The sequence below is a fragment of the Mycobacterium barrassiae genome (assembly GCF_025822765.1).
Classification (GTDB): domain Bacteria; phylum Actinomycetota; class Actinomycetes; order Mycobacteriales; family Mycobacteriaceae; genus Mycobacterium; species Mycobacterium barrassiae.
The window spans coordinates 325,034-336,813 of the sequence record NZ_JACKUK010000029.1 but is presented as its reverse complement, the minus strand read 5'-3'; the positions used below and the strand labels follow the sequence as shown (position 1 = coordinate 336,813).

Annotated in this window: 10 protein-coding genes; 3 read left to right on the top strand and 7 right to left on the bottom strand. The window is 68.3% G+C overall.

The features are described from left to right. Nucleotides 1-3 precede the first annotated feature (3 nt). Nucleotides 4-1,308, bottom strand: coding sequence for an MFS transporter (locus H7J93_RS21295; RefSeq protein WP_267308287.1), 1,305 nt, complete (start codon nt 1,306-1,308; stop codon nt 4-6). A gap of 120 nt (nt 1,309-1,428) precedes the next feature. Between H7J93_RS21295 and H7J93_RS21290 the strand changes: the two genes are divergently transcribed. Next, the gene (locus H7J93_RS21290; protein ID WP_267308286.1) at nt 1,429-2,034 is read left to right on the top strand and encodes a YqgE/AlgH family protein; all 606 of its coding nucleotides are present in this window, start codon (nt 1,429-1,431) and stop codon (nt 2,032-2,034) included. Between the two features lie 9 nt (nt 2,035-2,043). On the opposite strand, the gene H7J93_RS21285 is transcribed toward H7J93_RS21290, so the two are convergent. Beyond that, nucleotides 2,044-2,391 (bottom strand): hypothetical protein, encoded by a 348-nt coding sequence (locus H7J93_RS21285; RefSeq protein WP_267308285.1) that lies wholly within the window; start codon nt 2,389-2,391, stop codon nt 2,044-2,046. An 81-nt stretch (nt 2,392-2,472) separates the two neighbouring features. Further along, nucleotides 2,473-3,552, bottom strand: a complete 1,080-nt coding sequence (locus tag H7J93_RS21280) for an LpqN/LpqT family lipoprotein (protein WP_267308284.1) — start codon at nt 3,550-3,552, stop codon at nt 2,473-2,475. Between the two features lie 192 nt (nt 3,553-3,744). Here H7J93_RS21280 and leuS point away from each other — a divergent pair, with 192 nt between their 5' ends. Continuing rightward, the gene (leuS, locus tag H7J93_RS21275) at nt 3,745-6,594 is read left to right on the top strand and encodes a leucine--tRNA ligase (RefSeq protein ID WP_267308283.1); all 2,850 of its coding nucleotides are present in this window, start codon (nt 3,745-3,747) and stop codon (nt 6,592-6,594) included. 54 nt (nt 6,595-6,648) lie between these two features. Here the strand turns inward: leuS and H7J93_RS21270 are convergent, their stop codons facing one another. After that, nucleotides 6,649-7,314 carry an SDR family oxidoreductase gene (locus tag H7J93_RS21270; protein ID WP_267308282.1) on the bottom strand — a complete coding sequence of 222 codons (666 nt, stop codon included), beginning with the start codon at nt 7,312-7,314 and terminating at the stop codon, nt 6,649-6,651. 53 nt (nt 7,315-7,367) lie between these two features. Here H7J93_RS21270 and ggh point away from each other — a divergent pair, with 53 nt between their 5' ends. Then, complete coding sequence (ggh, locus tag H7J93_RS21265) at nt 7,368-8,708, top strand: glucosylglycerate hydrolase (RefSeq protein WP_267308281.1); 1,341 nt, start codon at nt 7,368-7,370, stop codon at nt 8,706-8,708. An 8-nt stretch (nt 8,709-8,716) separates the two neighbouring features. On the opposite strand, the gene H7J93_RS21260 is transcribed toward ggh, so the two are convergent. From H7J93_RS21260 to H7J93_RS21250, 3 genes are read right to left on the bottom strand one after another with little or no spacing between them, the layout of a single operon-like run. Then, on the bottom strand, nt 8,717-9,163 hold the full coding sequence (locus H7J93_RS21260) for a MarR family winged helix-turn-helix transcriptional regulator (protein ID WP_267308280.1): 447 nt from the start codon (nt 9,161-9,163) through the stop codon (nt 8,717-8,719). Between the two features lie 57 nt (nt 9,164-9,220). Beyond that, nucleotides 9,221-9,961: an amino acid ABC transporter ATP-binding protein gene (locus H7J93_RS21255; RefSeq protein ID WP_267308279.1), complete on the bottom strand. Its 741-nt coding sequence runs from the start codon at nt 9,959-9,961 to the stop codon at nt 9,221-9,223. Next, nucleotides 9,961-11,742 (bottom strand): ABC transporter substrate-binding protein/permease, encoded by a 1,782-nt coding sequence (locus H7J93_RS21250; protein WP_267308278.1) that lies wholly within the window; start codon nt 11,740-11,742, stop codon nt 9,961-9,963. Before H7J93_RS21250 ends, H7J93_RS21255 begins: the two co-directional genes overlap by 1 nt. Nucleotides 11,743-11,780: the final 38 nt, after the last annotated feature.

Genomic DNA, 11,780 nt, shown 5'->3' with positions numbered 1-11,780 from the left:
ACCTTAGCCCGAGGGCCGGGCCCGACGGCCGATCGCGGCGTGAGCGGCCAGGCCGAGCAGGTAGACCGCGGACCCGGCCACGACGAGTCCGGGCTGATGGCCGCCGGGCGGGATCACCGCGGCGGCCGCCGTCACCGCGGCGATGAACGAAATCCAGAACAACGCGTCCTGGACCGTGAACACGTGGCCGCGCAGTGCATCGTCGACGTCCAACTGCATGGCGCTGTCGGCGCACAGCTTGACCACCTGGCCGACCAGCCCGAGCAGGAACCCGCACACGAGCATCACCGGTAGTCGCATGCCCACCCCGGCGAGTTGAATCCCTGCCGCCAGCGCGAGCGAACCGTTGACCGTGGCGTAGCGGCCCCATCGGGCGACAGCCATCGGCATGATCGCGGCGGCCAGGAACTGCCCGATGCCGACGGCCGCGAAGAACACCGCCGTGGTCCCCAGACCGGCGACGTCGGGGGCATCGGTGTGCCGGACGAGCACGAGCACCAGCAGGCTGTTGATGCCGAGCGCCATGCGGTGGGCGGCGAGACCGGTCAGCGTCGCCGCCACCGTCGGCACCGACACGACCGTGCGGGCGCCGTGCATCCACCCGGTGGCGACCGCGTACAGCACGGAGCCATGCACGGCGCGCACGCTGTCGTCGGGACCGAGTAGGTGCGGCGAGAAGCGCCACGACAGCCACAGCGCGAATGCGACCGGGACCGCGACGAGGAAGATGATCGACGCGGCGCCGATGTCGTCGGCTCCGAACAGCCACCGCGGAACGAGCATGAAGATGGCGCCGAGAAACGCGGCGGCTCCACCCGTCGCGGTCGCGATGGAGTTCATGGTCACGACCTGTTCGCGAGGCACCACATGCGGCAGCGCCGCCGACAGACCCGAGGACACGAAGCGGGTGAACCCGTTGACGATCAACGCGGCGATCAGGATGGCCAGGTCGTGGGCGCTGACCGCGAGCAGTGACGCGACGACGAGCACCATCAGCAGCCGCCCGGTGTTTGCGCCGATGAGCACCAGGCGCCGGTCCCACCGGTCCAGCAGCGCGCCGGCGAACGGGCCGAGCAGCGAGTACGGGAGGTAGAGGACGGCGAACGAACCGGCGATGGCCCACGGTGTCGCGGCGCGCTCGGTGCTGAACAGCAGCCCGCCCGCGAGGCCCGCGGCGAAGAGTCCGTCGCCGAACTGACTGACCAGTCGCAGTTCGAGCAGGCGCTGGAATTCGGGCAGGGCACGCACCGACCGCCACAGCTCGCGGATTGACTGCCACCAGGCGATCGGCGCACGCGCGTCAGCCACAGCAATCCGTCCTGTTGGTTCTATGTCGGGCTGATTTGGGAGCCCGACCCACAGTACAAATATCCCGGCGGGCCGCGCTTGTTCGCCACGTTGGCTGGGTGCTGATGCCATGATGGTGACGTGGCGCACTCAGAGGATCCCGAGGACTTCATCGCGCCTGCGAAACACCGGGTGCGGGCGGGCACACTGCTGCTCGCGAACACCGATCTGTTGGAGCCGACGTTCCGGCGCAGCGTCATCTACATCGTCGAGCACAACGACGGCGGCACACTGGGTGTCGTGCTCAACCGACCCAGCGAGACCGCGGTGTACAACGTTCTTCCGCAGTGGGCGAAGCTCGCCACCAAACCGAAGACCATGTTCATCGGGGGCCCCGTCAAGCGGGACGCCGCGCTGTGTCTGGCGACCTTGCGGGTCGGGGTCGATCCCGCCGGCCTGCCCGGACTGCGACATGTGCAGGGCCGCATGGCGATGGTGGATCTGGACGCCGATCCCGACGCGATCGCGCCGGTCGTCGAAGGGGTGCGAATCTTCGCCGGCTACTCGGGCTGGACCATCGGCCAGCTGGACGGTGAGATCGAGCGCGACGACTGGATTGTGTTGTCCGCGTTGCCATCTGACGTGCTCGCCGAGCCCCGCACCGACTTGTGGGCCAAGGTGCTGCGGCGTCAGCCGCTGCCGATGTCGCTGCTCGCCACGCACCCGATCGACATCAGCCGCAACTGAAGCCGTATTTCAGCTGCAGGACAGCGTGCACGTCGCGCAAGCGCCGCCGCACGCGCCAATCTCTTCGGAGCTCTGCGTCGTGGCGAGAACTTTCGCCGCCTGCCAACAGCCGGCAGCCACGGTGCTCACGGCGCCGATGACACAGACGACCACCACGACGAGCGCGGTGTCGGGCCGGCTCGAAAACGCCACGGTGCCCGCGGCCGCGAGCATGGCTGCGGCGGCCAGCTGAGTGGGGGCGACCCCGCGCAGCACCGACTGGGCGGGATCCGCCGGACGGGGCCGGACCAACAGCCGTATCCCCAGGCCCGCGAGCGCGACGGCGGCGCACCAGCACAGCACCGCGACGATGAACATGCGCCACAGAATACGAGGCGGCAGCGCCTGGATTTTTGGGCGTCCCCCCGGGCGCCAGGCTTCGCCCGGGGGGACAGGCCCTTATCCGGATAGTCCGTTGGTCGGCTGGACGTGCGTGGCCGGCGCGGTAGACGCCGGTGCCGCGGACTGTCCGGTTGGTGTGTGGCCTTGGGTTGCTTGCGGGGTTGCTTGCGGGGTTGCTTGCGGCGCGGCCTGTGGGGCGGCCGGGGGAGTGGCGCCGGGGGGAGCCGGCACGTTGACCTTGAAGCCGCGCAGGATCGCATCGGTGGCCTCCGCCGCGGCGACGACCTGGTCGACGCTGGTGGTCACCGCGAGCGATACCAGGTACTTGTCGGGGCCTGCGGCCGCGATGACGTGGCGCCGCGACGTGTTCAGCGTCATGTTGTTCTCGCGGTAGGTGCCCTCGATGGTCGACATCGGCATGCCACCGACCTCGCCCATGGAACCGGTGGTGCTCCGCCACGCGGGCAGCTGCTGCGCGTCGACGAAGCCGTGGCTGATGGCCTCGCGCGGATCGAACTCGCCGATCAGCTTGTAGACCACCACTTGGGCGTTCGACGAGTACAGGCCGTTGCCGCCTACCCGGTCGGCGATGACGACGAACGCGTCGGCGACATTCGGGTCGGGAATGTGCGCCCAGCCGCGCGGCATCGGCAGCACGATGTTGAGCGCCTTGAAGTCGCTGCTGTTCTGCGGTTCGAGGGTCACGCCCTTTTCGTGGAAGAAGTCGGTCAATGTGCCCGAGGCCGCCGGCGTGATCGGTACCGCTGCAGGTGCGCCGACCTGCGGCGTGGAGATACCGCCCGGGGTCGCGGCGGCCGGCGACGCCGCGGTGGGTGCGGCCGCGGTGGCCACCGGCTGACCGGCGACCTGGGGGGCGGTCAGGGCCGTGTTCGGCACCGCGGGGGTGACGGCGGTGCCGGGGGTCGTCGGTACGGCTAGTGCGGTGTTGGGCACCGCCGGGGTGAGGGCGGTGCCGGCGGTCGCCGCGCTCTGGGACACCACGGACGGACTGGGTTGTGGAGGTAGGGGCTGCGCAGGCTGGGCGGCGGCCGGCGTCGCGGAGAAGCCGAGGACACCGACGACGGCGGCGGCCACACCAGTGGCCAGGGTCCTCGAGCGTCGGGCGGTGTCGGTCATCGACGTCGGTCCTTTCCACTGGGTCCACTGGGAATCGCTGGCCATTTAGTGCAGGCGCCGAATGTATCCAGGGCGAAGTGACGGTCACTAGGCCTGGAACCGACCTGGAACCAAGCCCTGACCGGCCGGTGACGGAACCGAGACCAACCTGTGGCCGGTGGGCCCCGATCGACGGGCTTATACCCTGTTCACGTGACTGACTCGCCTGACGCCGGCACGGATGTCCCGCAGCACCGCTATACCGCGGCGCTCGCCGGGCAGATCGAGCGCGCCTGGCAGCAGCGCTGGGCCGATTCGGGGACGTTCCACGTGCCCAACCCGGTGGGCTCGTTGGCGGCGCCCGACGGAGCGGCGGTGCCCGCCGACAAGATGTTCGTACTGGACATGTTCCCCTACCCGTCGGGGGAGGGCCTGCACGTCGGCCATCCGCTCGGCTACATCGCCACCGACGTCTACGCGCGCTACTACCGGATGACCGGACGCAATGTGTTGCACGCGTTGGGCTTCGACGCCTTCGGGCTGCCCGCCGAGCAGTACGCGATCCAGACCGGCACGCATCCGCGGATCCGGACCGAGGCCAACATCGTCAACTTCCGCAGGCAGCTGGGCCGGCTCGGGTTCGGACATGACGCGCGGCGCAGCTTCTCCACTACCGACGTCGACTTCTACAAGTGGACGCAGTGGATCTTCCTGCAGATCTACAACGCGTGGTTCGACCCGGCGGCCAACAAGGCCAGGCCGATCGCCGAGCTGATCGCCGAATTCGAGTCCGGTAGCAGGGCTGTCGACGACGGCCGGTCGTGGCAGGACCTGTCGGCGGATGAGCGCGCCGACGTCATCGACTCGTACCGGCTGGTGTACCGGGCCGATTCGCTGGTCAACTGGTGCCCCGGCCTGGGCACGGTGCTGGCCAACGAGGAGGTCACCTCCGATGGCCGCAGCGAACGCGGCAACTTCCCGGTGTTCCGGAAACGGTTGCGGCAGTGGATGATGCGTATCACCGCGTACTCCGATCGACTGCTCGACGATCTCGACGTGCTGGATTGGCCGGAGAAGGTCAAGACCATGCAGCGCAACTGGATCGGCCGGTCGACAGGGGCATCGGTCCTGTTCGGCACCGATGCCGGCGACATCGAGGTGTTCACCACCAGGCCCGACACGTTGTTCGGCGCGACCTACATGGTGCTGGCGCCCGAGCATGAACTGGTCGACGCGCTGGTCGCCGACCAATGGCCGGCGGACGTCGATGCGCGCTGGACCTTCGGAGCGGCGACCCCCGCGGAGGCCGTCGCCGCCTACCGCGCCTCCGTTGCCGCTAAGTCGGATCTGGAGCGCCAGGAGAACAAGACCAAGACCGGTGTGTTCCTCGGCGCCTATGCGACGAATCCCGCCAACGGCGAACGGATTCCGGTGTTCATCGCGGACTACGTGCTGCTGGGCTACGGCACCGGGGCCATCATGGCGGTGCCCGGGCATGATCAGCGCGACTGGGAGTTCGCGCACGAGTTCGGGTTGCCGATCGTCGAAGTGATTGCGGGCGGCGATATTTCGGCCGAGGCGTATCCGGGCGACGGTGAGCTGGTCAACTCGGACTATCTCAACGGTCTGTCCGTCGCATCGGCGAAGGAGGCGATCACCAATCGGTTGGTCGCCGACGGCCGTGGGCAGGCCCGCGTGGAGTACAAGCTGCGGGACTGGTTGTTCGCGCGGCAGCGGTATTGGGGTGAGCCGTTCCCGATCGTCTATGACGGTGACGGCCGGGCCCACGCCCTCCCAGAGTCGGCGCTTCCCGTTGAGCTGCCCGATATCACGGATTACGCGCCTGCACAGCTGGATCCGGACGACGCCGACAGCGAGCCGTCGCCGCCGCTGGGCAAGGCGACCGACTGGGTCAACGTCGAACTGGATCTCGGCGACGGCCTCAAGCCCTACACCCGCGACACCAACGTGATGCCGCAGTGGGCGGGCAGCTCCTGGTACGAGTTGCGCTACGCCGACCCGTACAACAAAGAAGAGTTGTGCGCCAAGGAGAACGAGGCGTACTGGATGGGTCCGCGGCCCGCCGAGCACGGGCAAAGCGACCCCGGTGGCGTCGACCTGTACGTCGGCGGTGTCGAGCACGCCGTGCTGCACCTGCTGTATGCGCGGTTCTGGCACAAGGTGCTCTACGACCTGGGCCACGTCAGCTCCAAGGAGCCGTTCCGCCGACTGGTGAACCAGGGCTACATCCAGGCGTTCGCGTACACCGACTCTCGCGGCGCGTACGTGCCCGCCGCCGAAGTCGTTGAGCGCGACGGGAAGTTCTTCTGGGACGGACCCGACGGCGAGATCGAGGTGTCGCAGGAGTTCGGCAAGATCGGCAAGAGCCTGAAGAATTCGGTGTCGCCCGACGAGATCTGCGACAACTACGGCGCCGACACGTTGCGGGTCTACGAGATGTCGATGGGTCCGCTGGACGCGTCGCGGCCGTGGGCGACCAAGGATGTCGTTGGTGCGTACCGCTTCCTGCAGCGCGTGTGGCGGTTGGTGGTCGACGAGCAGACCGGCGCCGAGCGGGTGGCCGAACACGAGGCGTTGGACGAGGACACCCTGCGGGTGCTGCACCGCACGATCGCGGGGGTCACCGACGACTACGCGAACCTGCGCAACAACACCGCGGCGGCCAAGCTGATCGAGTACACCAACCATCTGACGAAGCAGGGGGTCACGGCGCGCGCGGCGCTGGAGCCGCTGGTGTTGATGGTCGCACCGCTGGCGCCGCATCTGGCCGAGGAGCTGTGGCGGCGGCTGGGTCACGAGTCGTCGCTGGCGCACGGCCCGTTCCCGGTGGCCGACCCGCAGTACCTCGTCGAGGACACTGTCGAGCTGCCGGTGCAGGTGAACGGCAAGGTGCGCGGGCGCATCACCGTGGCCGCCGACGCCGATGCCGACGCGTTGGAGGCCGCGGCGCTGGCCGACGCGAAGGTGCAGGAGTTTCTCAACGGCGCGACACCGAAAAAGGTGATCGTGGTGGCGGGTCGGCTGGTCAATATCGTCGCTTGATCCCTGCGATTTGTGTGCGTTCGAGAGCGCTCACCGCTCCTAAACGCACGCAAATCACCGGGGGCGGACGATGATCTCGTGGATGTGCGCGTCGCGGGGGGCGTTGACCGCGTCGGCGATGACCTTGGCGACGGTCTCCGGGCTGAGAAACTTCTCGGGCGTGTACTCGCGGCCTTCGTACGCGACCAGGCTCTCCTGCATCTCGGTGGCGATCCGGCCCGGATGCACCGACGTCACCCGTAGCGACGGCTCGTCGTTGCGAAGCGAGTCGGCGAAACCGCGCAGCGCGAACTTGCTCGCGGTGTAGGACGCCAGGCCGGGTGAGGCGTTGATCCCCGCGCCGGAGTTGACGAAGACGACGTGGCCGCCCACGGCGCGAAGTGCCGGCAGCAGCGGCAGCGTAAGCGCCACCGGGCCAACGACATTCACGGCCATCGTGGCGCGCCACTCGTCGACCGTCGATTCGGGGACGGTGGCGGGGTAGGCCACGCCCGCGTTATGGATCAGCACGTCCAATTCGTCGATCGGTTCCACGACCGTCTCGATGGCATCGGGATCGCCGAAATCCATCGGCCAGGTGGTGGCGCCGAACTGCTCGGCGACGGCGTCGAGCTCGGCCGACGGCCGCCCCGCAAGGAACAGAGTGTGGGTCGGAGCCAGCGCCGCCGCGATAGCCGCACCGAGCCCCCGAGACGCGCCGGTGATCATAGCCGTCGGCATGTCGTCACCCTACCGACCTGCAAGCCGAGCCGACCCGTCGCATCATTGAGGCAATGGCCCACGATTCCAGCTTCGCCCCGACGCAGCTCTCCGCCCGTGCTGCGTACCTCCTGCGCGGCAATGACCTGGGCACCATGACCACCGCAGCGCCGCTGTTGTACCCGCATATGTGGAGTTGGGACGCCGCTTTTGTGGCGATCGGCCTGGCCCCGTTGAGCGTCGAACGCGCAGTCGTCGAGCTCGACACCCTGCTGTCGGCGCAGTGGGCCAACGGCATGATTCCGCACATCGTCTTCGCCAACGGCGTCGACGGATACTTCCCCGGCCCGGCCCGGTGGGCGACCTCGGCGCTGGCCGCCAACGCCCCGCGCACCCGGCACACGTCCGGGATCACTCAGCCGCCTGTGCACGCGATCGCCGTGCAGCGCATCCTCGACCACGCGCGCCGTCGCGGACGGTCCACGCGCGCCGTCGCCGAGGCGTTCCTCGACCGCCGGTGGGACGACCTGGTCCGCTGGCACCGCTGGCTCGCCGAGGCCCGCGACCCGCGCGAACGCGGCCGCGTCACGCTGTACCACGGCTGGGAGTCCGGGATGGACAACTCGCCGCGTTGGGACAGCGCCTACGCCAACGTGGTGCCGGGCCGGCTCCCGGAATACCAGCGCGAGGACAACGCCATCGTCACCGACGCCAGCCAGCGCCCGTCGGACATCGAATACGACCGCTACCTCTGGCTGCTCGAGGAGATGAAGTCGGCCCGCTACGACGACGAGCTGCTGCCCAAGGTGATGAGCTTCGCCGTCGAGGACGTGTTCGTCTCGGCGATCCTCTCCGTGGCGTGCGACGTGCTCGCCGAGATCGGCGAGGACTACAAGCGGCCGCGCGCCGACGTGCGGGACCTGTACGGCTGGGCCGAGCGGTTCCGCGCGGGCGTCATCGAGACTGTCGACGAACGCAACGGTGCCGCAAGGGATTACGACGTGCGGGCGGAGAAGTGGGTGGCCACCGAGACCGTCGCGCAGTTCGCGCCGCTGCTGTGCGGCGGGATGCCCCACGAAAAGGAACGCGCCCTGCTGCGGCTGCTGGAGGGACCGCGATTCTGCGGACATCCGGACCTGAAGTTCGCGCTCATCCCGACGACGTCGCCGGTGTCGCGTGACTTCCGCCCGCGCGAGTACTGGCGCGGCCCGGTGTGGCCGGTGACCACCTGGCTGTTCTCGTGGTGCTTCGCGCGCCGCGGCTGGGCCGAGCGGTCGTCGATTCTGCGGCGGGAAGGTCTGCGGCAGGTCAGCGATGGCACCTTCGCCGAGTACTACGAACCGTTCACCGGCGAACCGCTGGGCAGCATGCAGCAGTCATGGACCGCCGCGGCGGTGCTGGACTGGCTTGGCTGAGGACGCCGCTATTCGGCGAGGCGTTCGAGCGGGCCCAGCGCCTTGCTCAGTGTCTCGAGATCCTCGGGTTCGAGCTTTTCGAGCAGCGTGGCCAGGAAGGCCCGCCGGTTCGCTAGGGCCTCCTGGTGCTGGGCCAGACCCTCGGGCGTGATGTCGACCAGCACGGCCCGCAGATCGGAGGGATCACGGGAGCGTTTGACCAGGCCCAGTTTCTCGAGGCGGCGGATGGCGACCGTCGTCGTCGGCGTCCGCACCCGTTCGTGGGCGGCGAGCTCGGTCATGCGGATCGGTCCCTGCTCCAGCAGGGTCAGCAGAATCGACAGCTGAGCGAGCGTCAGATCACCGGTGGCGGCGTCCCGGCTCGGGTCGCTGCGGCGGAGCACGGAGAACACCCGGGAGAGGACGCGCTGCAGCTCTCCGGCCAGCTCAGCGACCTGCGGTTCGGTCTCCACCATAATTTCGGCAGTCTAACCTGTCTGAGCCTGCCAAGTTGTGTGACGAGCTCGTAAAACTCAGAGTACTTGCGAAAGGAAACGCTTTAACCGGTCCGTCTCGGCAGCCTCGAAGATCTGCTCGGGTGCACCGGTCTCGACGACCTTGCCGTGATCCATGAAGACGACGGCGTCGGCGGTCTCCCGGGCGAAGCCCATTTCGTGGGTGACCACGACCATCGTCATCCCGTCGGCCCCGAGGTCGGCGATCAGCGCGAGGATGCCTTTCACCAGTTCGGGGTCCAGTGCCGAGGTGGCTTCGTCGAAGAACATCACCTGGGGCGCCATCGCCAGGGCGCGGGCGATCGCCACCCGCTGCTGCTGACCGCCCGACAACGTCGACGGCCGCACGTCCGCCTTGTGCCGCAGCCCCACCCGGTCCAGTTGGGCCAACCCGAGCTCGCGCGCCTCCTCGGCCCCCAACCGCTTGAGCCTGCGCGGCGCGAGCGTGACGTTGTCCAGCACGCTGCGGTGCGGGAAGAGATTGAAGTGCTGGAAGACCATCCCGATGCGCTGTCGCAATCGATCCGGATTGTCGTCCAGCACCGAGCGCCCATCGAGCAGGATGTCGCCGCGGTCGGGTTCGTACAGCCGGTTCAGCGTCCGCAACAATGTCGACTTGCCCGAACCCGACGGCCCGATCACCGCCGCGGTGGTGCCTGCGGGCACGTCGAGGTCCACCCCGTTCAACACCGAGTTGGGTCCGAACGACAAGTGAATGTCCTTGGCGCTCAACGAGACCGGATCGACTGCAGTGGTCATCAGATCATCTCCTGAGAAGTCGAGAGCTCGAGCGGATCCTCCTGGCCCGGTGGACGTCCGCGGCGCAGGCGATTGTCGATGTAGTTGACCAGGTGTGTCAGCGGCACGGTCAGCGCCAGGTACAACAAGCCCGCCGCGACGAGCGGCGACAGGTTGCCGGTCTGCGCGTTGAGATCGCGACCGACCTGGAACAGCTCGCGCTGGTTGGCCACCAGCCCGAGGAAGTACACCAGCGACGACGCCTTCAACAGCGAGATGAACTGGTTCATCAACGCGGGCAGCACTCGCCGCACGCCCTGCGGGACGACCACCAGCTGCATCGACGTCGAGTACGAAAAGCCAAGTGCCCGAGAGGCTTCCAGTTGGCCGGGGTCCACACTCTGGATGCCGGACCGGAAGATCTCACCCACATACGCGGCGGCCATCAACCCGAGCGCGGCGATGCCGAGCGGGTAGGGGTTGTTTCCGGTCAGCCCGCCGACCACCGGACCCACGCCGAGCCCGATCAGCAGGATGATCACGACTTCGGGAAGCCCACGGAAGATGTCGGTGTAGACGCGCGCCGGCCAGCGCAGCCAGCGGTGCCGCGAAATGCCTGCCACCGCCAGCGCCATGCCGAGCACCAACCCGATCACCGCCGCGCTGGCGGTCAGCAGCAGCGTGTTGGGCAGGCCGGTCTTGAGCAGATCGGGGATCGCCTGCTTGTAGAGATCCCAATTGAGGAACGCGTCTTTGAGATACGACAGCGTCGACTTGGGCCCGGCCGCGGCAGGCGCCTCGGTTTGATTCTCGGCGGCGATCGCGTCGAAGTCGGGCAGCTGCGGCAGCGGCGCGGCCTTCGATCCCGGTTTCCACCCCGGGGGCAACGCGCGCGGCACCCACTCGGTGTACAGCCGCGCCCACGTGCCGTCGGCGATGACCGCGTCGAGTCCCGAGTTCAGCGCATCGATGAGCGGCTGGTTCTCCTTGGCGACTGCCCACGCGACGAAATTGTCCAAGCTGAAGGTGTTTTCGATGATCTGCGCGGGGTCGCCGGGCTGCACCGTGCCTGACGCCTGTTGCGACGGCGCCACCCACGCGTCGATCTGGCGGGTCTTGAGGCTGGCGTAGACGGTGTTGTAGTCGGGGAACTTGACCGGCTGCAGGTGCAGCGTGTCGATCACATACGACTCCTGCACGGTGCCCTGGACGACGCCGATGCGCTGGCCGGGTGCCAGGTCACCGAAGCCTTTGATGGGGGACCCCGTCGGCACCACGAGCGAGAAGTAGCCGAAGTCATAACCATTGGTGAAGCCGACGGTTTGGCGGCGGGCGTCGGTGGTGGTGATCGACGACGACCCGACGTCGAAGCGGCGTGACGCCACCTGTGCCAGCAGGCCCGAGAACTCGGTGCCGACGAAGTTGATCCGTAACCCGAGGCGGTCGGCGACCGCGCGCAGCAGTTCGTTGTCGAAGCCGGTGAACTGGCCCGCGCTGTTGATGCAGATGCTCGGCGGCGCGTCGGACAGGGTTCCGACGGTCAGTGTCCCCGGCGTGATGAGGCCCAACGCGGTGATGTCGATGCTGTCGAGCGGTTTGACCGTCGCCGTCGTGTACTTGTCGGCGCCGGGTCCGGTCGCCGCCTTGGCCAGGTTGGTCGGCAGGGCGCTGGCGCTTTCGATACCGGGCGGCGCGCACTGGTCCACCTGCGCCGCCGCGGGCGACGCCAGTCCCATGGCGCCGATCAGCGCGCCGATCAGCGCGACGACGAACGCTCTACAGAGGCGGGGGAGCGAGATCATTCATGCAACGTATCCACCAACGGCGTTCTCACACCGCA